18 protein-coding genes are annotated in these 25,066 nt (G+C 70.5%); 10 read left to right on the top strand and 8 right to left on the bottom strand.

The window, feature by feature from the left end:
• Positions 1–29: 29 nt before the first annotated feature.
• The 6 genes from recC to A5655_RS19485 all read left to right on the top strand — a co-directional run bounded on the left by recC (position 30) and on the right by A5655_RS19485 (position 10,049).
• On the top strand, positions 30–3,314 hold the full coding sequence (recC, locus tag A5655_RS19505) for an exodeoxyribonuclease V subunit gamma (RefSeq protein ID WP_067012802.1): 3,285 nt from the start codon (positions 30–32) through the stop codon (positions 3,312–3,314).
• Positions 3,315–6,611, top strand: coding sequence for an exodeoxyribonuclease V subunit beta (recB, locus tag A5655_RS19500; protein WP_067012800.1), 3,297 nt, complete (start codon positions 3,315–3,317; stop codon positions 6,609–6,611).
• Positions 6,608–8,323 (top strand): exodeoxyribonuclease V subunit alpha, encoded by a 1,716-nt coding sequence (gene recD / locus A5655_RS19495; protein ID WP_067012798.1) that lies wholly within the window; start codon positions 6,608–6,610, stop codon positions 8,321–8,323. The genes recB and recD overlap by 4 nt, the downstream gene beginning before the upstream one ends.
• 345 nt (positions 8,324–8,668) lie before the next feature.
• A complete protein-coding gene (locus A5655_RS27990; protein ID WP_156764944.1) occupies positions 8,669–8,830 on the top strand; it encodes a hypothetical protein in 162 nt (53 codons plus the stop codon).
• Positions 8,831–8,870: 40 nt separating this feature from the next.
• Positions 8,871–9,578: a TVP38/TMEM64 family protein gene (locus A5655_RS19490; RefSeq protein WP_067012796.1), complete on the top strand. Its 708-nt coding sequence runs from the start codon at positions 8,871–8,873 to the stop codon at positions 9,576–9,578.
• A gap of 132 nt (positions 9,579–9,710) precedes the next feature.
• A complete protein-coding gene (locus A5655_RS19485) occupies positions 9,711–10,049 on the top strand; it encodes a hypothetical protein (protein WP_156764943.1) in 339 nt (112 codons plus the stop codon).
• On the opposite strand, the gene A5655_RS19480 is transcribed toward A5655_RS19485, so the two are convergent.
• Positions 10,046–11,011, bottom strand: a complete 966-nt coding sequence (locus A5655_RS19480) for a class I SAM-dependent methyltransferase (RefSeq protein WP_067012792.1) — start codon at positions 11,009–11,011, stop codon at positions 10,046–10,048. The genes A5655_RS19485 and A5655_RS19480 overlap by 4 nt on opposite strands.
• Before the next feature lie 2 nt (positions 11,012–11,013).
• A complete protein-coding gene (locus A5655_RS19475; protein WP_067012956.1) occupies positions 11,014–11,964 on the bottom strand; it encodes a class I SAM-dependent methyltransferase in 951 nt (316 codons plus the stop codon).
• Positions 11,965–12,094: 130 nt separating this feature from the next.
• On the opposite strand from A5655_RS19475, the gene A5655_RS19470 reads away from it, so the two are divergent.
• Positions 12,095–14,482: a lysylphosphatidylglycerol synthase transmembrane domain-containing protein gene (locus A5655_RS19470; protein ID WP_067012790.1), complete on the top strand. Its 2,388-nt coding sequence runs from the start codon at positions 12,095–12,097 to the stop codon at positions 14,480–14,482.
• Positions 14,483–14,486: 4 nt separating this feature from the next.
• On the opposite strand, the gene A5655_RS19465 is transcribed toward A5655_RS19470, so the two are convergent.
• Positions 14,487–17,129 (bottom strand): GH92 family glycosyl hydrolase, encoded by a 2,643-nt coding sequence (locus A5655_RS19465; RefSeq protein WP_067012788.1) that lies wholly within the window; start codon positions 17,127–17,129, stop codon positions 14,487–14,489.
• 156 nt (positions 17,130–17,285) lie between these two features.
• Here A5655_RS19465 and A5655_RS19460 point away from each other — a divergent pair, with 156 nt between their 5' ends.
• Together A5655_RS19460 and A5655_RS19455 are read left to right on the top strand one after the other, a co-directional pair.
• The gene (locus A5655_RS19460; RefSeq protein WP_067012785.1) at positions 17,286–17,957 is read left to right on the top strand and encodes an LpqN/LpqT family lipoprotein; all 672 of its coding nucleotides are present in this window, start codon (positions 17,286–17,288) and stop codon (positions 17,955–17,957) included.
• A gap of 76 nt (positions 17,958–18,033) precedes the next feature.
• The gene (locus A5655_RS19455) at positions 18,034–18,519 is read left to right on the top strand and encodes a hypothetical protein (RefSeq protein ID WP_067012783.1); all 486 of its coding nucleotides are present in this window, start codon (positions 18,034–18,036) and stop codon (positions 18,517–18,519) included.
• Here the strand turns inward: A5655_RS19455 and A5655_RS19450 are convergent.
• The 4 genes from A5655_RS19450 to galT form a co-directional block, all read right to left on the bottom strand.
• On the bottom strand, positions 18,503–19,183 hold the full coding sequence (locus tag A5655_RS19450) for a PAS and ANTAR domain-containing protein (protein WP_067012781.1): 681 nt from the start codon (positions 19,181–19,183) through the stop codon (positions 18,503–18,505). The genes A5655_RS19455 and A5655_RS19450 overlap by 17 nt on opposite strands.
• 194 nt (positions 19,184–19,377) lie before the next feature.
• On the bottom strand, positions 19,378–20,139 hold the full coding sequence (locus A5655_RS19445; RefSeq protein ID WP_067012779.1) for an enoyl-CoA hydratase: 762 nt from the start codon (positions 20,137–20,139) through the stop codon (positions 19,378–19,380).
• Positions 20,136–21,230, bottom strand: coding sequence for a galactokinase (locus A5655_RS19440; RefSeq protein ID WP_067012777.1), 1,095 nt, complete (start codon positions 21,228–21,230; stop codon positions 20,136–20,138). Before A5655_RS19440 ends, A5655_RS19445 begins: the two co-directional genes overlap by 4 nt.
• Positions 21,227–22,309, bottom strand: a complete 1,083-nt coding sequence (galT, locus tag A5655_RS19435) for a galactose-1-phosphate uridylyltransferase (RefSeq protein ID WP_067012775.1) — start codon at positions 22,307–22,309, stop codon at positions 21,227–21,229. Before galT ends, A5655_RS19440 begins: the two co-directional genes overlap by 4 nt.
• 147 nt (positions 22,310–22,456) lie before the next feature.
• Here galT and A5655_RS19430 point away from each other — a divergent pair, with 147 nt between their 5' ends.
• On the top strand, positions 22,457–24,589 hold the full coding sequence (locus A5655_RS19430; RefSeq protein WP_067012773.1) for an FUSC family protein: 2,133 nt from the start codon (positions 22,457–22,459) through the stop codon (positions 24,587–24,589).
• Here A5655_RS19430 and A5655_RS19425 read toward each other — a convergent pair.
• The gene (locus A5655_RS19425; RefSeq protein WP_156764942.1) at positions 24,535–24,930 is read right to left on the bottom strand and encodes a hypothetical protein; all 396 of its coding nucleotides are present in this window, start codon (positions 24,928–24,930) and stop codon (positions 24,535–24,537) included. The genes A5655_RS19430 and A5655_RS19425 overlap by 55 nt on opposite strands.
• Between the last annotated feature and the right edge of the window lie 136 nt (positions 24,931–25,066).

Raw genomic sequence — 25,066 nt, 5'->3', positions numbered from 1 at the left:
TCGGTGCGGCGTTCTATGGTGGCAGCGCAATGGCCCTCCATCTCCACCGCGCCGAACGCACCGATCTGCTCGCCGACGCTCTCGGCGCCCTGCTGAACACCCCCCAGACCGACCCGTTCGCCGAGGAACTGGTGCTCGTGCCCGCGCGGGGTGTGGAGCGCTGGCTCAGCCAGCGGCTCTCGCACGTGCTCGGGTCGGGTCCCACCGGCGGCGACGGGGTGTGCGCGGGCGTGGCGTTCCGCAGCCCGGCGTCGCTGATCGCGGAGGTCACCGGCACACCCGACGACCCGTGGGCTCCGGGGGCAATGACGTGGCCGCTGCTGGAGGTCATCGACTGCAGCCTCGACGAGCCTTGGTGTGCAACGCTGGCAACGCATTTGGGCCACTTTCACACCGGCGAGGAGTCGGAGCTGCGCCGGGCCCGGCGGTATGCGACGGCGCGCCGGCTGGCGGGGTTGTTCGCGTCGTACGCCCGGCAGCGCCCGCAGCTGCTCACCGACTGGCTGGAGGGCGACGCGGGCGACCTCGACGAGGACCTGCTCTGGCAGCCGGAACTGTGGCGGGCGCTGGTCGGGCGCGTGCCGAGCGATCCCCCGCACGTGCGTCACCGCAAGACGGTCGAGCGGCTGCGGGAAGGGCCGAGCGACCTGCCGGCGCGGCTGTCGCTGTTCGGGCACACCCGCCTGGCGTGCACCGACATGCAGCTGCTCGACGCGCTGGCGACCCACCACGACCTGCACCTGTGGCTGCCCCACCCCAGCGACGGCATGTGGCGGGCGCTGGCCGGCGCCCGCGGCGGGGTTCCACGCCGTGCCGATTTCAGCCACCGCGAGGTGCGGCATCCGCTGCTGGCGACGCTCGGGCGAGACCTGCGCGAACTGCAACGCGGCCTGCCGGCGGATCCGCGGACCGACGAATACCTGCCCGGCCGCGATCGCCCCGACACCCTGCTCGGCTGGCTGCAGTCCGACATCGCGGCCAATGCCGTTCGGCCCCAAGGGCGCACGCTCGCCGCGGACGACCGCTCCGTCCAGATACACAGCTGTCACGGCGCGGCCCGCCAGGTCGACGTGCTGCGCGAGGTGTTGCTCGGCCTGCTGCAGGACGACGCGACGCTTCAGCCGCGCGACATCCTGGTGATGTGTCCGGACATCGAGACCTACGCGCCGCTGATCGTGGCCGACTTCGGGCTCGGCGACGTGGTGTACGGCGCGCATCCCGCCCACCGCCTGAGGGTTCGGCTCGCGGACCGCTCACCGATCCAGACCAATCCGCTGCTCGGCGTGGCCGCGCAGCTGCTGGCGCTGGCGGGCAGCCGGGTGACCGCCAGCGAGGTGCTCGACTTCGCCGAGGCCGCGCCGGTGCGCGCCCGCTTCGGTTTCACCGATGACGACCTCGAGGCCATCGCCCGTTGGGTCCGGCAGGCGAACATCCGGTGGGGCTTCGACCAGGAGCACCGGCGGCCCTATCACGTCGACTTCGTGCACAACACTTGGCGTTTCGGCATCGACCGGGTGCTGACCGGCGTCGCGATGTCCGACGACTCGCACGCGTGGATCGACGCGACGCTGCCCCTCGACGATGTCAGCAGCAACCGCGTCCAGTTGGCCGGACAATTGGCCGAATTCGTCTGCCGGCTCCAGCATGTCGTCGACTCGCTGGCCGGCGCGCGCCCGTTGCGCGAGTGGCTGGCCGCCCTGGCCGAGGGCATCGCCCTGCTGGCGCGCGTCGACGATGCGGACCTGTGGCAGACCAGCCAGCTGCACCGTGAGTTCGCCCAGGTGCTCGCCGACGCCGGGGCGCGCGCGGACACCGCGTTGCGGCTGCCCGATGTCAGCGCGCTGCTCGCCGGGCACCTCTCCGGGCGACCGACCCGGGCCAACTTCCGCACCGGCACGCTGACGGTGTGCACGATGGTGCCGATGCGTTCGGTGCCGCACCGGGTGGTGTGCCTGGTCGGGCTCGACGACGGCGTGTTCCCGCGCCTGGGCGTGGTCGACGGCGACGACGTGCTGGCCCGCAACCCGATGACCGGTGAGCGCGACATCCGTTCGGAGGACCGGCAATTGCTCCTCGACGCCATCGGCGCGGCCACCGAAAAACTGGTGATCACCTACACCGGCGCCAACGAGTACTCCGGTCAGCCGCGCCCGCCGGCGGTGCCGCTGGCCGAACTGCTGGACACGCTCGACGTGACGGTGCCGGACGGCGCCCGCGAGCGCGTCCTCGTCGAACATCCGTTGCAGCCGTTCGACATTCGCAACGTCACGCCCGGCGAGCTGGTGCCGAGGGTTCCGTTCAGCTTCGACCCGACCGTGCTGCGGGCGGCGCGGGTGGCCGGCGCCGAACGGGGCGAGCGGCCCCGGTTCATCTCCGGGCCGTTGCCGCCATCCTCCGCCGAGGACGTGATCCTCGCCGACCTGGTCGACTTCTTCAAAGACCCGGTGAAGGGCTTCTTCCGCGCCCTGGAGTTCACGCTGCCCCGCGATGTCGACGGCGTGCAGGACGCCATGCCCGTCGACCTCAACGCCCTCGAGGAGTGGACGGTCGGCGACCGGATGCTGGGCGACATCCTGCGCGGCATGACGCCCGACGACGCGCGGCAGGCCGAGTGGCGCCGGGGCACGCTGCCGCCGGGCCAGCTGGGGTGGCGCAAGGCAACCGAGATTCGCGACCAGGCCGCCGTGCTCGCCAAAGAGGCGCTGCGGCTCCGCCGGGCGGACGCCCGGGCCTACGACGTCGACATCGAGCTCGGCTCCGGGCGGCGGCTCACCGGCACGGTGTCGCCGGTGTACGGCGATCGGCTGGTGTCGGTCACCTATTCCCGGCTGGACGGCAAGCACCTGCTCGAGTCGTGGATTCCGTTGCTGGCGTTGATCGCTCGTGAGCCGGGCCGCGACTGGTCGGCGGTGTGCATCGGCCGCGCCAGGCGCGGGGCCGCCCCGCGGTCGGAGGGGCTGGGGCGGCCGCCCGGGGACGCGGTCGAGGTGCTGCGTGAGCTGGTCGCGATCTACGACGCCGGGCGCCGGGAGCCGATCCCGTTGCCCGTCAAGACATCCTATGCCTGGGCGGCCGCCCGGCATTGCGGAGACGATCCCGTTCGCGAGGCCGAATACCGGTGGAAATCCGGTACCTATCCGGGCGAGAACGAGGCCCCCGCCCACGTGCGGGCCTGGGGCAGGGACGCGCGACTGGAGGCCCTGATGCAGGCTCCGCGCCCCGGCGAGGAGTACGACGGCGAAGACAACCGGCTCGGCGCCTACGCCGCCCGGCTCTGGCTGCCGATGCTGCGCGCCGAGCGGAGGCCGAGCTAGATGGAGCGCTTCGACCTGCTCGGCCCGCTGCCCGCCGACCGCTCGACGACGGTCCTGGAGGCCAGCGCGGGCACCGGCAAGACCTTCGCGCTGGCCGGCCTGGTGACCCGCTACCTCGCCGAGGGCGCGGCGACGCTGGACCAGATGCTGCTCATCACCTTCGGCCGGGCCGCCAGCCAGGAGCTGCGGGAGCGGGTGCGATGTCAAATCGTCGACGCCGTAGCCGCTTTCGATGACGGCGCGGGCGCCAACGAACTGGTGGCCTACCTGCTGGACGGCACCGACGACGAGCGTGAGCTGCGCAAGCAGCGCCTGCGTGACGCGCTGGCCGGGTTCGATGCGGCGACGATCGCGACCACCCACCAGTTCTGCCAGCTGGTGTTGCGCTCGCTCGGTGTGGCCGGCGACACCGCCGCGAGCGTGACCCTGATCGAGAGCCTCGACGAGCTCGTAACCGAGATCGTCGACGACTTGTACCTGGCCCACTTCGGTCAGCAGCGCGACGATCCGCTGCTGGCCTACCGCGATGCGCTGCGCCTGGCGCGCGAGGTGGCCAACAACCCGTCGGCGCAGCTGCGGCCCGTCGACCCCGCCCCCGGATCACGGGCGGCGGTGTGCGTCGGATTCGCGAAACATGTTCTGGCCGAGCTGGATACCCGCAAACGGCAACTGGGGGTCCTGAGCTATGATGACCTGCTGAGTCGGCTGGCGGACGCGCTGGCCACCGACGGGTCGCCCGCCCGCGTGCGGATGCATCAACGCTGGCCGATCGTGATGGTCGACGAGTTCCAGGACACCGACCCGGTGCAGTGGCAGGTCATCGATCGCGCGTTCAGCGGGTGCTCGACCGTCGTCCTGATCGGCGACCCGAAGCAGGCTATCTACGCGTTCCGCGGCGGCGACATCGACACGTACCTGCGGGCCGCCGAAACCGCGGGCGAGAAGAAGACGCTGGGCACCAACTGGCGCAGCGACGCGGCGCTGGTCGACCGGCTGCAGGTGGTGCTGCGCGGCGCCCAGCTCGGCGACCCCGCGATCGTGGTGAACGAGGTCGAGGCGCATCACCGGGACCTTCGCTTCGCCGGCGCCCCGCGCAACGATCCGTTCCGGTTGCGGGTGGTGCGGCGAACGACGTTGGGGCGCAGGGGTTTGGCCAACCTGCCGATCGACGATCTGCGGCGGCACATCGGCGCGGACCTGGCCGCCGACATCCGCGCCCTGCTCGCCGGCGGCGCGACCTTCGCCGGTAGGCCGCTGCAGGCCCGCGACATCGCCGTGATCGTGGAGCGGCACAAGGACGCCAGCGCATGTTTTCGCGCGCTGTGCGACGCGGGCGTTCCGGCGGTGTACACCGGCGACTCCGACGTCTTCACGTCGGATGCCGCCGAGGATTGGCTCTGCCTGCTGGAGGCGTTCGACCAACCGCATCGCCCGGGCATGGTCCGCGCCGCGGCGGCGACGATGTTCTTCGGCGAGACCGCCGAATCGCTGGCGGCCGGCGGTGATGCGCTGACCGATCGGGTCGCGGAAACCTTGCGGGAGTGGGCGGGCCACGCCCGCGAACGCGGCGTCGCGGCGATCTACGAGGCCGCGAAGTTGCGGGGCATGGGTGATCGCGTGTTGTCCTGGCAGGGCGGCGAGCGCCACCTGACCGACCTGGCGCACATCACGCAGCTGCTACAGGACGTCGCGCACCGCGAGCACTGCGGCCTGCCCGCGCTGCGCGACTGGCTGCGCCGACAGCGCGACGAACGCAGCGGCTCGACCGAACGCAACCGGCGACTCGACAGCGACGCGGCCGCCGTTCAGATCATGACGGTCTACGTGAGCAAGGGGCTGCAGTACCCGATCGTGTACCTGCCGTTCGCTTTCAACCGCAGCGTGCCGAAACGCGACATCGTGCTGTACCACGACGACAGGGTCCGCTGCCTGCACGTCGGCGGCAGGGACAGTCCCGACTTCGCGAGGGTCGAGGCGCTGGGACGCCAGGAGGACGCTGGCGACGCCAGCCGGCTCACCTACGTCGCGTTGACCCGCGCGCAGTCGCAGGTGGTGGCGTGGTGGTCGCCGGCCTACGACGAACCCAACGGCGGCCTGTCACGGCTGCTGCGCGGCCGCCGGCCGGGAGAGTCGTGCGTGCCCGACCGCTGCGAGCCCGCGAAGATCTCCGACGACGACGCGATGGCCCGGCTGCGCGAGTGGGAGGCCGCGGGCGGTCCGGTGATCGAGGAGTCGGTGGTGGCCGAGGCGTTGCCCTCGATGCCGCCCGAGCCGGTGCCCCCGAACCTGGACTACCGCCACTTCCACCGCACCATCGACACCGGCTGGCGGCGCACCTCGTACTCCGGTCTGATCCGGGTGGCCGAGTCCACCGGGGTGAGCAGCGAGCCCGAGGTCACCGAGCTGGACGACGAATCCGGCGCGGTCCCGTTGATCCAGAACGCATCCGGGCCGGCGATACCCTCGCCGATGGCGGACCTGCCTACCGGCGCAAAGTTCGGCACGCTGGTGCACGCGGTGCTGGAGACCGCCGACCCGCTGGCCGCCGACCTGGGCGCGGAGCTGGAGTCGCAGATCCGCGAGCACTCGGTATGGTGGCCGGTCGACGTGGCGCCCGACGTGCTGGCCGCGGCGCTGGTGCCGATGCACGACACCCCGTTGGGCCCGCTGGCCGGCGGTTTGACGCTGCGGCGGATCGGCCTACGTGATCGATTGCGGGAGTTGGACTTCGAGTTTCCGCTGGCCGGCGGCGACCTGCGCGCGACGACACCCGAGATTCTCCTGGCGGACATGGGGACGTTGTTGCGCGAGCACCTGCCCGCCGACGATGCGCTGGCCTCCTACGCCGATCGGTTGACGGGCCCGGCGCTGGGCGTCCAGTCGTTGCGCGGCTACCTCACCGGCTCGGTCGATGCGGTGTTACGCATTCCCGACGGCCCGGGGCATCGCTATCTAGTGGTGGACTACAAGACCAACTGGCTGGGGGATCCGGAGCGGCCGCTGACGTCGGCCGACTACGACCGGCCGCGGCTGGTCGAGGCGATGCTGCACTCGGACTATCCGCTGCAGGCGCTGTTGTACAGCGTTGTGCTGCACCGGTTCTTGCGGTGGCGGGTGTCGGGCTACGATCCGGCCCGGCACCTCGGGGGTATCCTCTACCTCTTCGTGCGCGGGATGTGCGGCGCGCACACGCCCGCGATCGACGGGCATCCGTCCGGGGTGTTCAGCTGGCGCCCGCCCCCGTCCTTGGTCGCGGCGTTGTCGGATCTGCTCGACGCGGGCAGGGCGGTCGCATGACGGTGCAGGCGATCGCGGGATTGCTGCGGGCGTTCGGCGAGGCCGACGTCTTCGAGGCGGCGGATGTCCATGTGGCGCAGCGCCTCACCGCGCTCGCCGGCGAGCCCGACGAGCGGGTGCCGCTGGCGATCGCGCTCGCGGTGCGCGCGCTGCGGGGCGGTTCGGTATGCGTGGACCTGCGGGCGGTGCAGGCGCAGCTCGGCGTGGCCGGCCTGCCCTGGCCCGCCGCCGACGATTGGCTGGCCGCGGTGCGGGCCAGCCCGTTGCTCGGATCGCCGCCCGCCCTGCGGCTGCTCGGTGACCTGCTCTACCTGGATCGGTACTGGCTCGAGGAAGAGCAGGTGTGCGCCGATCTGCTCGCGCTGTCGGTGTCCGGGGCGGTGGGCGACGTGCCCGCCGTGGCGCGACTTTTTCCCCGGCCGGAGTATGACGAGCAACGGGCGGCCGCCGAAATCGCGCTGTCACAGGCGGTTACGGTGCTGACCGGCGGGCCCGGCACCGGCAAGACCACCACGGTGGCGCGGCTGCTGGCGCTGCTGGTGGGCCAGGCCGAACTCGCCGGCGCCCCGCGGCCCCGGATCGCGCTGGCCGCACCGACCGGCAAGGCCGCGGCGCGGCTGGCCGAGGCGGTGGCCGCCGAGGTCGAGAAGCTCGACACGGCGGACCGGGCGCGGCTGGCCGCCCTGCGGGCCACCACGCTGCACCGGCTGCTGGGATCGCGGCCGGATACGTCGGTGCGGTTCAAGCACAATCGCGGCAACCGGCTGCCGCACGACGTCATCGTCGTCGACGAGACGTCGATGGTGTCGTTGACGATGATGGCCCGGCTGCTGGAGGCCGTGCGCCCGGACACGCGGCTGATCCTGGTGGGCGATCCCGACCAGCTCGCCTCGGTGGAAGCCGGCGCGGTGCTCGCGGACCTGGTCGAGGGGCTGGCCGCCCGCCAGGACATCCGGGTGGCCGCCCTGCGCACGCCCCACCGCTTCGGTGAGTCGATCGGCGCGCTGGCCGAGGCGATCCGGGCCGGCGACGACGACCGGGTGCTGGGGCTGCTGCGCGCCGGCGGGGAGCACGTCGAGTGGATCGACTCCGACCGCCCGGCCGACCGGCTGCGCGACGTGCTGGTCTCCCACGCGCTGCGCGTGCGGGAGGCCGCGGCGCTCGGCGCCGCCGGCGAGGCGCTGGCGACGCTCGACGAGCACCGGCTGCTGTGTGCGCACCGGCGCGGCCCGTACGGGGTGTCGCACTGGAACCGGCAGGTGGAGCGCTGGCTGTCCGAGGAGACGGGCCAGCCGGCGTTCTCGGCGTGGTATGCCGGGCGGCCATTGTTGGTGACCGCCAACGACTATGGGCTCAAGGTCTACAACGGCGACACCGGGGTGGTCGTCGCCCGCGAGGAGGGACTGCGGGCCGTCATCGCCGGCGCCACCGGCCCGCTGGACTTCGCCCCCAGCCGGCTGGCGGACATCGAGACCATGCACGCGATGACGATCCACAAGAGCCAGGGCAGCCAAGCCGCCGAGGTGACCGTTCTCATGCCGCCCGAAGATTCGCGGTTGCTGACCCGCGAGCTGTTCTATACCGCGGTGACCCGCGCCAAGGCGAAGGTCCGGGTGGCCGGTTCGGAGGAGTCGGTGCGCGCCGCGATCGGGCGGCGGGCGGTGCGGGCGAGCGGGCTACGCCAGCGGCTGCAGGCCGCAGCGTCGAAATGAACATTAGGCAAACACCCAAATCAGCGGTAAAACTTGCGGTTTGCACCCCAGTTCGGCGGGACGCAGCGTCCGGGATTGGGTCTAAAGCTCGGCGTGACGTGGGCGTCCGGGGCGCATGTCGATTTCGTTTTCGGGGAGAAGCTGCCGTGAAACAGCTGTGTGATGACCTACGCCAATTCGCCATCGAGGTGCGCCAGCTCGGGTATTCGGTGGACGGGGGCGCGGCGGAGCGGGAATGCCCGGATCTCAGCGAGCCCATGCTCGCCGCGGTCAGACGGAGCGAGGCCAGAGGCACGCGGCAAGCGAAAGACTGTGCGGCACAAACCTATTGCACCAGCGGGCCGGTTGGTCTCCCCGGCGCCGATCGACACCGACATCGACGAGCTCGCACGCCGATTCCTGGACTGCCCCTACGGCAGCGACGAGTATGCGAACTGGCCGCTCGATCGGCGCCTGGATGGCTTCCTCGAGCATCGCGGCATGGGCGCCCCTGACGCGGCGGGCTAGACGATCGTCGTGGCTCAGCGGCCTTAGACTCGCGGTCAACATGGCCGACAACGACGAGTCCGCTCCGATATCCCGACGCCGCCACATCGTGCGGCTCGCGGTGTTCGCCGCCTTCCTGACCGCGATGTTCTACCTGGTGGCCGTGACGCGGGTCATCGACATCGAAGAGATACGGCGCGCGGTCTCGGCGACCGGCCCGGCGGCGCCGCTGGCCTATGTCGTGGTGTCCGCGGTCCTTGGCGCGCTGTTCGTGCCGGGCTCGATCCTGGCGGCCGGCAGCGGGATGCTGTTCGGTCCGCTGCTGGGGGTCTTCGTGACGCTGGGGGCGACGGTCGGCACCGCGATGGTCGCCAGTCGCGTCGGGCGCCGCGCCGGCCGGGATAGCGCCCGGGCGCTGCTGGGGCGGCAACGCGCCGACCGCATCGACGCGCTGATCGAACGGCGGGGGCTCTGGGCGGTCGTGGGTCAGCGATTCGTCCCGGGCATCTCCGATGCGCTTGCCTCCTACGCGTTCGGGGCGTTCGGAGTTCCGTTGTGGCAGATGGCGGTTGGCTCGCTGATCGGTTCGGCGCCACGGGCTTTCGCTTATACCGCGCTGGGCGCCTCCATCAAGCACCTGTCGTCGCCGCTGGCTTATGCGGCGATCGCGGTGTGGTGCGTGAGCGCCGTCATCGGCGCGTTCGCGGCGCGGCAGGGATTCCGGAAATGGCGCGCGCAGGCCCGGGCAGCCGTCGACGAGAAGGCATAGCTGAATCAGCCCGCCGGTCCCCACGGCGGCCCGGAGATGGCCCGTTTATCGCCGCGCGACCCGGGTAGCCCATCCACGATGGCTACCGGTCAGGGTCCGCAGGGGCGGGACGAACGAATGAGGCGGGACGACGTGTCGCGGCTGCCGTTCGCCGCCGCGGTCGTGCTGGTTATTTCCGGCCTGAACACGTTGGTACAGGGCCTGTACACCATTGATTACTGGCAGGGCTGGCTGTTTGTCGTCACCGGAATCGTCGTCGCGGGCAGCGCCGCGATGTTGCTCCTGCGCGCGCCGGGTGCGTCAGCGATCGCACTCCTGGCGGCGGTCGCGTCGCTGGTGATTTCCGCCGTATGGGTGCCGACCTACCACTGGTTCAACATCGCGTCCATCGGGCTCGACCTCGTCGCGATTTATGCGCTCGTCCGGACGAAACTCCGGCTACGCGCGGGCCGGGATCCGCTCCGTACCTAGACCGTTCCGCCGGCGTGACGTGGCGCCCGGTGCGCGGCGACGAACAGGTTGCCCGGAACCTGGTCCGCGACCTCTTCGGGCGCCATGCGGCCGTACCCGGTCATCAGCTCGTCGGCCGACTTCACCGTCACGTCCCAGCCGTGGCGGCCGAACCAGTCGCCGACCTCTTCCCGTTCCTCGAAGTAGAACAACTCCTCGTTGTTCGGGATCTCGCGCTGCGGGTCCAACTTGGTGACGAGCGCGCGGATCCGCTCCATCCGCGCGCGACGGTTCGCGCGGAATTCCGGGTCGAGAAACTTCGGCCCCAGCGCTTCGACGGCGACCCGGCTGCCGGGGACGGCGAGCCCGTGAACGCGTTCGAACAATAGGTCCTGGGCCGCGGCGGGCAGGTAGGGCATCAGGCCCTCGGCCGACCAGGCGCTGGGCGCCGAGTCGTCAAAACCCGCCTGCCGCAACGCCGTCGGCCAGTCGTGGCGCAGGTCCACCGGGACGGCGACGCGGTCGCAGGCGGGCCGGGCCCCGTGCTCGTCCAGCGTCGACGATTTGAACTCCAGCACGCGCGGCTGGTCGAGTTCGTACACCGTGACACCGTCGGGCCAGGGCAGCCGCCACGCCCGCGAGTCCAGACCCGCCGCCAGGATCACCGCCTGACGGATTCCGGCCTCGCCCGCGTCGGTGAAGAACTGGTCGAAAAACGCCGTGCGGCAAGCCATGTAGCCGACCATCGCCGTCATCTGCAGCCGCAGACTGGGTTCGGCCTGAAGGACCTCGGCGGGCAGCTGCGACGCGGAGTACCAGTTCCACAGCCCGTCGCCGGCGGCGTCGAGGAAAACCCGCGCGAACGGATCGCTGATCAACGGGTTGTCGCTCTCGGTTTCCACGGCGCGCGCCGAGGCCACACCCAGGGCCGTCGCCCCCACGCTTTCGGTGATCTCCCAGCTATCGTTGTCGGTCCTGGCCACGCTCACTCCCTCTCGCTACGCTCGGCGGCCACGAAAAGGGTTTTCGGGGCGGCGTCCTCGATGTCCTGCGCGGGCCGGCGGTCGTAGCGGGCCATCAGCTCCTCGGCCGGCGTGACCGTCACGTCCCAGCCGTGCCGGCGCAGCCAGTCGCCGACGTCTTCGCGCTCCTCGAAGTACCACAGGTCGTGGACGTCGGGGATGTCGCGTTCGGGCTGCAGCTTGGCCATCAGGTCACGGATCCGCTGCATGTCCGCGCGCCGTTTCGCGATCGCGGCCTCGTCGAGGAAGTCGGGGCCCGGCGCCTCCACCGCGATCCGGCTGCCGGCCGCGCCCAGCGCGTGGACGCGCTCGAAGAGCAGTTCCTGGGCGGCCGCCGGCAAGAACGGCAGCAGCCCCTCGGCCGACCAGGCGCTCGGCGCGGAGGCGTCAAAGCCGGCCTGCCGCAACGCGGCCGGCCAGTCGTGGCGCAGGTCGATCGGGACGTGCACCAGGTTGCACGTCGGCCGCGCGCCGTGTTCAGCCAGCGTCGAGGACTTGAACTCCAGCACGCGGGGCTGGTCGAGCTCGTACACCGTGACACCGTCCGGCCAGGGCAGCCGCCACGCCCGCGAGTCCAGGCCCGCGGCCAGGATCACCACCTGGGACACGCCGGCGCGGGTCGCGTCGAGGAAGAACCCATCGAAGAACGACGTCCGGGCGGCCATGTAGTCGACCATTCCCCGCATCCGCGGCTGCAGGTCCGGCTCTGCCTCGGCGATCTCGGCGGGCAGGTCCGGGGCGGCGAACCAGTTCCACATCCCGTCGCCCGCGGCGTCGAGGAAGATCCGCGCGAAAGGGTCGCTGATCAGCGGGTTTTCGCTTTCGGTTTCCGCCGCGCGGGCCGCCGCGACGCCCAGTGCCGTGGCGCCCACGCTCTCGGTGATCTCCCAGGTGTCGTTGTCGGTTCTGGCCACCGTCGTGTCCCCCAATTCGAATAGCTCAACTACCTAGATATCTCCGCCGACCCTACGCGCGTCGGATGTGAACCAGCTGTCCGCCAAGTTCATGCGCGCTGGCCGCCAGGTATCCGGTTAAGGTCTCGACATGCGGGTTGACGGGCGCGAAATCAGCGTTTCGGGCAACTTGCTGCAACCGCTCACCCGGCGGACCAACGACATCCTCCGGCTCGCCGCGACCGTGGTGTTCTTCGCGATCGTGATCGCCGGCTCGCTGATCACCCGACCGCAGTGGGTGGCGCTGGAGAAGTCGATATCGGAGATCGTCGGGGTGCTGACGCCCACCCAATCCGATCTCGTGTATCTGGTGTACGGCATCGCGATCCTGGCGCTGCCGTTCGCGATCCTGATCGGATTGATCGCCGCGCGGCAATGGAAGCTGCTCGGCGCCTACGCGGCCGCGGGGCTGCTGGCGGTGCTGCCCCTCTCGATCGGCGGCAACGGCTTCTCGGCGCCGCGATGGCATTTCGACCTCACGGATCGGCCGCAGACCGTGCTGGCCCAGATCCTGGACGACCCGCGGTGGATCGCGCTGCTCGCGGCCGTCCTGACCGTGTCGGGCCCCTGGCTGCCCGCGCGCTGGCGGCACTGGTGGTGGACGCTGCTTCTGGCCTTCGTGCCGATCCACCTGTTCATCAGCGCCATAGTCCCGGCGCGCTCCCTGCTGGGCCTGGCGGTCGGGTGGTTCGTCGGCGCGCTGGTGGTGCTGGTCGTCGGCACCCCCGCCCTCGAGGTGCCGCTGGAGGCCACGGTGCGCGCGCTGGCCAAACGCGGATGCGTGGTCTCCGGGCTTCAGGTGGTCCGGCCCGCCGGCCCGGGGCCGCTGGTGTTGTCGGCCGCCTGCATGAATTCCGATTCTCCCGCCGACGAGGCGCTGATCGAGCTGTACGGCCCGCACGAGCGCAGCGGCGGCGCGTTGCTTCAGCTGTGGCGCAAGCTTCGGCTGCGCGCCAGGGAGACCGCGCCCCTGGTCGCGTCGATGCGCCGCGCCGTCGAACACCGCGCGCTGATGGCCATCGCCGTCGGCGACCTGGGCCTGGCAAACACGTCGGCCATCGCCGTCGCCCCCCTGGACCGGGGCTGGATGTTGTACTCCCACAGGCCCATTCGGGGGACGACGCTCGACCAATGCGTCAAGACGATCCCGGTCGAGCGGGCGTGGGAATCGCTGCGAACCCTCAACGACCACCAGGTCTCCCACGGCGACCTGCGCGCCACCACGATCACGGTCGACGACGGCACGGTGCTCTTCGGCGGGTTCGGCAACGCCGAGTACGGCGCCACCGAGACCCAGCTGCAATCCGACATCGCCCAACTGCTGGTGACGACGTCGGCGCTGTACGACGCGAAGTCGGCGGTGGCCGCGGCGATCGACGCGTTCGGCAAGGACACCGTGCTCACCGCGTCGCGCCGGCTCACGAAATCGGCCATGCCCAAACAAGTCCGGCGCTCGATCGCCGACGCCGGTGCCGTGATCTCCGGCGCCCGCGCCGAGGTGAAGCGTCAAACCGGGGCGGATCAGATCAAGACCGAAACGATCACCCGGTTCACCCGCCGGCAGGTCATTCAGCTGGTGCTGCTGGTGGCGCTCGTTTATGTCGCCTACCCGTTCATCAGCACCGTGCCGACCTTCGTTTCCCAGGTAAGCAGGGCCAACTGGTGGTGGGCGCTGCTGGGCCTGCTGATATCGGCGCTGACGTATGTGGGCGCGGCGGCCGCCCTGTGGGCGAGCGCCGACGAATCGGTGGTCTTCTGGAAGCTGTCGATAGCCCAGGTGGCCAACACCTTTGCCGCGACCACGACACCGGCCGGGGTCGGCGGGCTCGCGCTCAGCACGCGGTACCTGCAGAAGGGCGGGGGGCTGTCCGCGGTGCGGGCCACCACCGCGGTGGCGCTGCAGCAAGCGGTGCAGGTGGTCATGCATCTGGTGTTGCTGATCCTGTTCAGTATCTTCGCGGGCGCGCAGATGGACCTCTCGCACTACGTCCCGAGCGCCACGGTGCTGTACCTGATCGCGGGTGTGGCGCTGGGCGCCGTCGGCACGTTTCTGTTGGTGCCGCGGCTGCGGCGGTGGCTGGCGACGGACCTGCGCCCGAGGCTGAAGGAGGTGGCCGCCGACCTCCTCGAGGTGGCCCGGGAGCCGAAACGCTTGGGGCTGCTCGTACTCGGTTGCAGCGGCACGACTCTCGGCGCCGCGCTGGCGCTATGGTCCAGCGTCCAGGCCTTCGGCGGAGGGGCGACGTTCGTCACCTGCACGGTGGTGACGATGGTCGGCGGGACGCTGGCCTCGGCCGCCCCGACGCCCGGCGGTGTCGGCGCCGTGGAGGCCGCCCTGATCGGTGGGCTGGCCGCGTTCGGCATCCCCGCGGCCGTCGGCGTGCCGTCGGTCCTGCTGTATCGCGTGCTCACCTGCTGGCTGCCCGTGTTCGCCGGCTGGCCGGTGATGCGATGGCTGACCGAGAACGAGATGATCTGACGGGTCAGGGCTCGTCGGGACCGCTGTGCACGGCGACGAAAACGATTGAGCCCCGCACGGTTTCGCCGGCCGCGGTGCTGAGGTACACCGCGTAGTACCGGTCGGGCACCGACTGCGCCACCGTGATCCCGACGTCCGTGCCGGCCGACCCGTCGGCGCCGAACGTCCCGGACGCGGGTGCCACCGTGACCCCGGCGTCGGACGACGTGCCGGTGATGCGGTAGCCGGCGACGCCGTCGACCATCCGTTGCAGGTCGACCTTCACGGTGCCGGTCCGCCCCGGCGCGATCGCGACGATGGGACGCGAGACGTTGACGGTCACCGCCGAGCTGCCCGCGCCGAACGACGGCGGCGCGGAGTCCTCGGCGGTGCCCCAGACCTTGTTCGGGTAAGCGGCGAGCGAAAACTTCAGATCGCCGCCGGCGCGGATGACCCGCTCCGGGATCCACGTGCGGTCGGTCGCCTCCCCGTCGACGGACAGCCCGCCGATGTAGCGCAGATGGTGCGGCCCGGATGCGCCCGGGGCCGAAATCCGGATGGATCCACCTTGGGGAAGGGCGATTACGGCCCGGTCGAACAGCGGTGTGGCAACGGTGAGGATCGGCGTCCCCGGGGTGCTCGGGTACAGGCCGAGGGCGGCCCACACGTACCAGCTGGACAGCGCCCCGAGGTCGTCGTTACCCGGCGCGCCGTCGGGCGTCGGGCCGAACAGACCGCGGACCCGGTCGACCGTGAGCTGAGTTTTCCAGGGCTGGCCGACGTAGTTGTACAGCCAGGGCACCCCGAAGCCCGGCTCGTTGCCGGCCCACAGGTAGGGCTCGTTGGGGCCCTCGTTGAGTTTCTCGGTGAACCGGTCGAGACGCGCGACGACCGCGGCGCGGCCGCCGAGGGCCGTCACCAGGCCGGCGACGTTCTGCGGCACCCACCACACGTACTGCTCGGCGTTGCCCTCGTCGTACCCGTCCTGGCCGAAACCCGAAGGGGAATCGACGAATCCGGGGCCGTCGCGGAAGAATCCCATCGTGCTGCGCGGGGAGATGTAGCGGGTGGTGGGATTGAACAGGTTCTGCCAGTACTGCGCCCGGACCTGAAATTCGGCGGCGGTCGCCGTGTCGCCCAGCGCTTCGGCGAATCGGGAGATGGCGAAGTCGTCGACCGACCACTCCAGGGTGATGGAGGCATCGGAGATCCACCCGCCGCCGAACTCAACGGTGTGCGGCGCGTAGCCCAGCCCGAGGTAGGTGGCGATGCCCGGCCGCTCCAGGTAGCCCCCGAGCCCGGCGCCGCCCTTCGTCGCCGCGTTGACCATGTAGCGCAACGCCGTGTGGACGTCGAAGTCCTTGGCGCCGAAGGCGTACAGGTTCGCGATGAGCGGCACCACGTTGTCCCCGCTCATCTCGCCGGTGGCCGAATTCGCCAGCGCCCAACGGGGAAACGACCCGCTCTGCTCGGCGTCGTTGACCAGCGACTGGGCCATGTCGCTGGCCTGCTTGGGGAAGAGCAGTCCCTGCAGGGCGGCCACGCCCCGGTAGGTGTCCCAGTCGGAGAAGTTGGCGTATTGGGTGCGCCCCTGCTCCACGGTGTGGATGGCGCCGTCGAAACCGATGTAGCGCCCGTCGGCGTCGTTGAACGTGTTGGGGTGCAGCAGCGACCGGTACAGCGAGGTGTAGAAGGCGTCCAGATTGCCAACGTTCCTGCCGGCCACCGCGATACGCGACAGCGTGGCATTCCAGGTGGATGCCGCGGCGGCACGCACGTGGTCGAAGCTCGCGTTGCCCTCGGCCGCGAGGTTCGCGCGCGCGCCGTCGATGCCGACGTAGGAGATCGCCGTCCGCACCTCGAGCGCCGCCCCGGGCGGGAATTCCACGTAGCCGCCGCTGTAGGGCGACGCCGCGCCGCGGGCGCCGGGGTAGACGGCGTAGCCGTCCCAGGTGCCGTAGGAGGTGAACGGCTGGCTGAACTTCATGGCGAAATACACCGTGTAGGTGTTCCTCTTGCCGCAGAACCCGCCGCTGGTCGCCCACCCGGTGATCGTGGTGTTGTCCTCGCCGATCTGGATGGTGGCGCGCGAATTGCCCGCCAGCGACGCGCCGGAGCGCACGTGGAACAACGCCGGCCGGCCGTTGCGCGGGTAACGGAAGCGGCCGACGCCGGTGCGCGTGGTGGCGGTGAGTTCCGCGGTCACGCCGGTGCCGGGAAATCGCACGGTGTAGTAGCCCGGCGCGCCTTGCTCGCTGTCGTCGTGGGCGATCCTTTCCCAGGCGTTCCACGGCTGCGCGCCGAGGCCGGTCGTGGTCGGCAGCATCGAGATGTCGCCGAAGGCGGGGCAGCCCACCGAGGCGTGCGTCATGCTGAACCCGGTGGAGCGCGGGTTGTCGTAGTTGTAGCCGGCGTAGTTGCCGACGGTGTCCGGCGAGTACTGCACCATCCCGAACGGCTCGGACGCGCCGGGAAAACCGTTGATCTCGCCCACCGTCTCACCGCCCGTCCCGGTGCCGATGAGGGTGTCGACGTGGTCGACGGGATTGGTGACGAGCGGCGGCTCACCGTCGTAGGCGACGGGCGGGGCCGCCGCGACGAAGGTCAGGAAGAGCGCGCCCGCCGCGACCACCGCGATGAGGACCCGAAGTCGGGCGCGTGACCGCATAGCTGTTCTCTTACTGCATAACCGCCTCGTAGCGGGTTATTTCGGCGATGCCGGGAGTTCGCGGAAATCCGCTAGCAACGTTTGACGCCTTCTTCGGCTAGTCTCATTCCGCGTGGCTGGCGCTGGTACCGGCCCGATCTTTGGGAGATTTGATTGATGAAACACTTGACCGCAGCAACCGTTACCGTGGCGCTGAGTCTGGCGCTCGTGGCGTGCGGCTCTAGCAACAAGTCATCGCCGTCGACGTCGACGTCCACGTCGACGTCCACCTCGACCTCGACGACAACTTCGAAGACCTCCGCGACGCCGAGCGCGGGCGGCCCGACGATCGCCGACTACATCCGTGACGCCCACATCACGGAGACCCCCGTGCATCACGGCGATCCCGGACCCAACGTCGACCTGCCGGTGCCCGCGGGATGGCAGATCAACCAGAACGCCGGCACGTCCTATGGCGGCATCGTCTTGGCGCAGCCGGCCAATCCGTCAGACCCCCCGACCATTTCGGCGCTCTACTCGAAACTGACCGGTGACGTCGACCCGGCGAAGATCATCCAGTACGCCCCCAACGAGCTGTTGGGGCTGCCCGGCTATCAGGGCACCGGCAACGGCCGGGCCTCCACGCTCGGGGGTTTCCAGGCCTGGCAGCTGAAGGGCTCTTACCAAAAGGACGGCAAGACCCGGGCCGTCGCGCAGAAGACCGTGGTGATCCCCAGCCAGGACGCGGTGTTCGTGCTGCAGCTCAACGCCGACGCGCTGCAGGCCGATGAGGCGCCGCTGATGGACGCCGCCAACATCATCGACGACCAGACGACCATCACCCCCTGATCGTCGGCCGCCCTTCGGGACGCCGCGGCGATGAAATCTCTACGCCGCGGCGCCCGATTGGCCTTACGGTGTTGGCATGCCTGAACAGTCGCATGCGATAGACGCCGGACACCCGCCGTCGGCACTACTGCGTCTCGTCAACCCGGTGCTCGGGTTTCTGCTCCGCACCCCGCTTGCCGGCCCGGCACGCAAGCAGCTGATGGTGTTGAGCTTCACCGGGCGAAAGACGGGGCGGCCGTTCACAATTCCCGTGAGCGCCCACGTAATCGACCATGATCTGTATGCGTTGACCGGCGCCCCGTGGAAGCAGAACTTCCGGGGCGGCGCGGCCGCCAGCGTCGTGTACGACGGCAAGACGACGGCCATGCGCGGCGAGCTCATCCGCGACCGCACCACCGTCTCCGACCTGTTCCACCGCTGCGCCGAGTCCTACGGCGTGCAGCGCGCGCAGCGAATGATCGGACTGAAGTTTCGCGACCAGCGGATACCGACCCGCGAGGAGTTCGCCGAAGCCGTCGACCGGATGCACTTGGGGGCGGTCCGGTTCACTGCGACCGGTTAGGCGCGCGCAGGTGCGCGGTGAGCAACTGCTGGTCGAATCGCGCGTGCGCGGTGATGACCTCCTTGCCCAGCGCGGCGAAGTCCTCGGCGATCTGCCGCGCGAGCGGCCATAGCTTCATATTGCGCGCCTGGGACAGCGATTTGAGTAGATTGAACGCCGCGTCCTCGTCGACGCCGTAGACCAGCATCAGCATGCCCTTGGCTTGGTCGATCACGCTGCGACGCTCCGCGATCGCGGCGACTTTCGCCGTGATGGCCTCCTCGGATTTGCTGCTGGACGCCGGCGTGACGTCGATGTAGAAGCCGTGGGTGCCGATCACCTCGCCGCCGTCGTCGCAAAGTTGATCGCCCACCACCACCACCTGGTGGACCGCGCCACCGGTGTCCACGATGCGATGCCGCGCGCTGAACGGCTGACGATTCTTGACCATGTCGTCGATGGTCGCCGCCACCTGTCGACGATCGTCGGGGTGCTTGTGCGACAACACCAGCTCGGTGGTCGGAGTCACCGTGCCGGGCTCATAGCCGTGCATGCGCTGCACCTGCTCGGACCATTCCCAGCGTTGGTCTTCGAAATAGAAGCGGAACCAGCCCGCGCGCTGCGGTGTGCCGGCCGCGAGCGCCTGTTCGACGGCCGCCGCTTCGCCGTCTAGTCCCCAGGCCATCGCACGCGCTTCGGACGTCCCCACGACTCCCTTGGTTAGCGTCGCGTAGCTGCAAGAGTGCGTCATGTTCCCGCAGACGGCGCTCCGAGGAGCGACACAGGTCGCGGGACGCCGTCAGAGCCATAGCCTCACGTTACAGCTGTTCCAAGAGCTACGGCTAACGTCGGGAAATCGCAGTTGACTCCCCGCCGGGGTCACCGCTGTCGGCGATTGCGCTCGGCCACCCGGCGATAGGCCTGGTCGAGATCGTCGGCGGGCGCTTGCGTGCCGGCGATGCTCTGTTCGGCGGCGAGCGCGGGTTCGATGACCGGCGCCGATCCGCGCCGGTAGATCTCCTTGAGCCCCCGCATAGTCGTCCTCGGCACGGCGGCGACTTGCGCGGCGAGCTCGAGCGCGCGGGGGAGCAGGTCGGCGTGGGCGACGACCTCGGTGACCAGCCCGATCTGTAAGGCGCGGCGGGCGTCGACGATTTCACCCGTCATCGACATTCGGCGCGCCATCCCCGCGCCGACGAGTTGCGGCAGCCGCGCGGTCATGCCACCGGCGGGCAGGATGCCCACGTGCGCGTGGGTGTCGCCGAAGATGGCGCGCTCGGAGGCGATCAGAAAGTCGCAACCCAGCGCGATCTCGAGACCGCCGGTAAACGCCGGGCCGTTGACGGCGCCGATCACGGGTGTGCGCATCTGGCCGACGCGGGTGACGCAGTTGTGTGACTCGTACACCTCGAAGTAGTCCCGGCCCCGCCGCGCGGCCTCCTTCAGATCGACTCCCGCGCAGAAGGCGGGATCGGCACCCGTCAGGACGACGACGGACACGCCGCCGTCGTCGTCGGCGGCACACAGCGCGTCGAACAGCGCCTCAACGAGGCTGCGGCTCAGGGCGTTACGCGCATCGGGCCGGTTGAGGGTCAGCACCCGGATACCGTCGTGGTCGGCCGTTGCGAGAGGCTGCGTCACGCGCCCTCCTCCGCCGCGCCCGCGCCCGCGCGGGTCCGGGTGATGATCGGCCGCGGGTGGCCCGCCGCGAGCGTCGTCCGTCGCACCGAATCGGCGACCGCGTCCGCCCGGCGGTCCGGCACCAACGCGATCACGCAGCCGCCGAAGCCGCCGCCGGTCATCCGGGCGCCCAGAGCGCCGGCGCGCACCGCGGTGTCGGCGATCAGGTCGATGTGTTCGGTGGTGATCTCAAAGTCGTCGCGCATCGAGACGTGCGAGGAGGTCAAGATGTGGCCGGCCTCGACGAAGTCCGAATCGCGCAATGCCGCAACGAAATCCAGCACCCTGCCGTTCTCGGTGAGCACGTGGCGCGCGCGGCGGGCATCGATCGGGTTGCCGACCGCGTCCAACTCCGCGCGCCCACGATCCCAGACCTCACGCAGCGACGACGCCCGCAGGTCGGCGGCCGCCCGCTCGCACGATTTGCGGCGGGCAGCGTATTCGCCGCCGGCGTGACTGTGCCGGGCCCTGGAGTCGATCAGCAGCAGCGCGACACCGCACGATTCCGGGTCGAAGGCCACCGGCGTGACGGTGAGGTCGCGAAAGTCGATCAACAGCGCTGTCGACGGTTCCCCGAACAGCGAGGCCAGCTGGTCGAGCAAACCCGTTGGGGCGCCGACATAGTCGTTCTCGGCGCGCTGGGCCAGCCGCGCCTGCTCCTTTTCGTCGATGCGCATGCCGGCGGCCGCCGCGATCGCGCCCAGGACCGCGCATTCCAGCGCCGCCGAGGAGGACAGGCCCGATCCCATCTCCACCTCGCTGGTGATCGACATCGTGCCGCCGGGGATCGGTTGGCCGGTTTGACGCAGCGCCCACACCACCCCGGCGACGTAGGCGGCCCAGCCGGTCACCTGGCCGGGCACGGTGTCGATCGGAAACCGCACCGCGCCCTGCGCGCGCTGGCTGTGCACGGTGATCGCATCGGTGCGGTCGGGCGCGAACGTCACCATGGTGCGTTGCGGCAGCGCGATCGGCAGCGCGAAGCCGAGGTTGTAGTCGGTGTGCTCCCCGATCAGGTTGACCCGCCCGGGGGCGGCGTAGCGGACCGTCATCCGAGCTCCCGCAGCCGCGCGGCCACGGCCTCGGGCGTGACGTCGCTGATGAACGCGTCCATCGCCGACTCGGAGGCCGCCAAATACTTGAGCTTGGTCGCGCTGCGCCGGATCGACATCAACTCGACGTGGAAGTAGCCGTCGGCCTGGGCGTCGGTGTCGGCGAACTGATGCAGCGCCGAAATGTAGGGCAGCGGGGTCGAATACATCCGGTCGAACCGGCCCAGCACGTCGAGGTAGATGTCCGCGAACGCAGCCAGTTCGTCCTCGCCGAGCTCGACGAGGTTGCGCACGAACCTGTTCGGGTAGATGTGCACCTCGACCGGCCAGCGCGCCGCGAACGGCACGAACGCCGTGAACAGTTCGGTGCGCGCGACGATGCGAGAGCCGTCGGCGACCTCGCGCGCCAGCAGGTCGGCGAAAAGGTTGGAGCCGTGGCGCATTCGATGCTCGCACGCCTGCGCCAGCATGGCGGCGGTTCGCGGCGTCAGAAAGGGATAGCCGTAGATCTGGCCGTGCGGGTGGGTCAGCGTCACCCCGATTTCCTCGCCGCGGTTTTCGAAACAGAACACCTGCTCGATGCCCGGTGCGGCCATCAGCTCGGCGGTGCGGTGCCGCCACGCCTCGACGACCAGCCGGGCGTGCGCGGGTTCCAGCTGCGCGAACGACCCGGCGTGGTCGCTGGAAAAGCAGATCACCTCGCACCGGCCGCTCCCCGGGGCGGACACGAAGCCGTCGCCGCCGGGCGCGCCCACGGGCTGCCCGCCGCCGGACAGGCTCGGGAACCGGTTTTCGAAAACCACCACGTCGTAGTCCGGGGCGGGCACCTCGCTGGTCAGGCCGGTCGGTCCCGGGCACAGCGGGCACTGGTCGGCCGGCGGCTTGTAGGTGCGGTCCTGGCGCAGCGCCGCGACGATCACCCACTGCCCCGTCGACCGGTCGAACCGCAGCTGCGACTGGTCCGGGGAGCGCGGCGGCAACGGCCTGCGGTCCACGACCGGCGCCGGACGGTGCCCGGGCAGCGCGAAGAACAGGAGGTCGCGGCCGTCGGCCAGCGTTGCCCGCGTAGGCGCTGTCACGACGTCGAAGACTAGCCTGGGCCGCCCGGGGAGGTTCGGGTAACCATGTGATGTCCGGCGGACGAGAGGGGTCACCCCATAACTGTTCTCTACGAACGGGCCCGGGACTGGTGGATCGGGTCCGACCCCGGCCTGCTGCGGCTTCGAATGGCGACGCGAACCACCGCGGCGCTGGGCTGTTCGCTGCTGATCATGTACCTGGTGACCAGGGCGGCGGGCCAGCCATTGACGGTGGCCCTGCTCGGCGTCGTCATCACCATGGTCGCGGCGCGATCCGTCAACGAGCCCGACCCGCGTCGGCACCGGGTCACCATGGCGCTGCTGCCGCTGCCGGCCGCGGCGTCCATCACCACCGCCACGCTGCTCGCGCCGCACCCCATCGCCGGCGACGCCGCGTTCGTGGCCATCGTCTTCGCCGCCGTGTACATCCGCCGCTTCGGGCCACGCGGGCGGGCGCTGGGCATGGTCGCGTTCATGTCCTATTTCTTCACTCTGTATCTGCGAGCGCGCATTTCGGAGTTGCCCTGGATGATCGGCGCGGTCGTGGTGGGGACGCTGTGCACGTTCGTCATGAGCGCCTACGTCCTGCCCGAACGGCCCGAACGCGTGCTGCGGGCCACCGTTCGCGCGTTGCGGGCGCGGATGGCGATCGTGGTCGACACGACCGCCGACGCGGTGCGCACCGGCCGGCTCGACGAACGGCGCCGCCGCCGGATGCGCGCTCGCACCATCCGGCTCAACGAGACCGCGCTGATGGTGCAGGGCCAGATCGAGGACAAGGCCGATCCCGCCGTGCTGTGGCCCGGGGTGACCAGCGAACAACTGGCGCCGTGGCTGTTCGACGCCGAGCTGGCCATCGAATGGGTCGCCACCGCGGGTCGCCGGGCGGCCGCCCAGGCCGCGGACATCCCCGCCGGCACCCGCGCCGAACTGGTCGCGGCGCTGGCGCAGCTGGCGCGGGCGATCCGCACGCCGCGGGCCGGCGGCCTCGGCCGGGCCGCGAGCCGGGCGCAGCGGATCCTCGACCGGCAGGACACGGCGGCGGACGACCCGGCCGTGCGCCGCCTGGCGCTGGCGATCATCAACGCCGCGAAGGCGACGGCCGAGGTCCGGGCCATCGTCGAGGGCGCCGCCGCCGGCAGAGCCGGCGTGCTGCAAGCGGCGAGCGCGCCGCCCCCGGCGGCCGACACCTCCGAGCCGGGCCTGCGCCCGACCACCCGGCAGGCCATCCAGGTGTCGGTCGCCGCGTCGCTGGCCATCCTCACCGGTGAGCTGGTGTCACCGGCCCGGTGGTACTGGGCGGTGATCGCGGCGTTCGTGATCTTCGCGGGCACGAACTCGTGGGGCGAAACGCTGACGAAGGGCTGGCAGCGGCTGCTCGGCACGCTGCTGGGCGTGCCCTGCGGCGTGCTGGTGGCCACGCTGTTCGCCGGGAACACGACCGCCTCGCTGGTTGCGATCTTCGTCTGCCTGTTCTGCGCCTTCTATTTCATGACCGTCACGTACAGCCTGATGACCTTCTGGATCACCACGATGCTGGCGCTGCTGTATGGCTTGCTGGGCCAATTCTCCTTCGGCGTGCTGATGCTGCGGATCGAAGAGACGGCGATCGGGGCCGTCATCGGCGTTGCGGTGGCGATCCTGGTGTTGCCCACCCACACCCGGACCACCATCCGCAAGGACAGCCGCGGCGTTTTGACGACCCTGTCCGCGCTGATCGAGATCTCCACGGCGACCATGTTCGGCGGGGACGAGGCGGTGAGCCCGACCGAGCAGGCGCGCCAACTCGATCGGGCGCTGCAGCAGTTCCGGGTCAGCGCCAAGCCGCTGCTGGCGGGGGTCGCAGGGTTCGCCGGCCGGCGCAGCATCCGGCGCGCCTTGCGGATATTCGCCGCCTGCGATCGTTACGGGCGAAGCCTGGCGCGCAGCGCCGAACAGTACTCCGATCCCATCGGATCAGACGGGCCGGCAACGGATTTCATTGCGGCGGCCGCGCGGACCCGCAGCAACATCGGCGCACTGTGCGCAGTCATCGACGGAGCCGAGGGCGTGACCGTCAACTCCGCGACCGACGATCTCGACGCCGCCGAGACCGCGGCGCGGCAGCACGACGGCGAGGGCGAGCTCGGCGCCGATGCCCGGCGGTTCCTCACCGCGGTGCACGCGCTTCGCCAGATCGATCGGGCGATCATCACCGGGGCCACCAACCTCGGCGCGCGCGACGCCTACAGCCCCGGCAGGCACGCGGGGAAGATGCACGGCGAGGTGGGCGGCGTCTGAACCTTCCTAAGCAGGTCCGCCAGATGGACGAGTGACGGCAACAGGATCGCGTCCACCCCCGCCTTTTGGTCCTGGGGCAGGTTGCGGCTGTCCAGATCCACCATGGTGACCTGGTCCTGCAGGCCCTTGATCCGCTGGTTTCGCTCTGCCGGGGTCAGGCCCTCCCAGTTGGCGTCGAGGTCGGCGATCTGGCGCCGCAGCTCGTCGGCCTCCGCGAACGGATCCCCCTGAGCGGGCGGCGGCCGCAGCGGGTAAACGCGGCCCGGTGCCGGTTGAACCGCGACGTCGGCGCCCGCCGGCGCCGGCGCGCCGGCCACCAGCCCGGCCACCACGATTGCCATGATTTTCGTTGCGACGAAACGCATTTGGAGCCCTCCACACTACGGCGCGAACGCGCAGATCAGTCCGAGCACCCGCTCGCACTCCTCGCGGGTGCGGAAGACGGGTGGTGGTGGGGGCGACCGGGATGGACCTGTA

Origin of the sequence: Mycobacterium sp. 1081908.1, from assembly GCF_001673535.1 — a bacterium.
Taxonomy (GTDB): Bacteria; Actinomycetota; Actinomycetes; order Mycobacteriales; family Mycobacteriaceae; genus Mycobacterium.
This window is presented reverse-complemented; position numbering and strand designations above follow the sequence as displayed.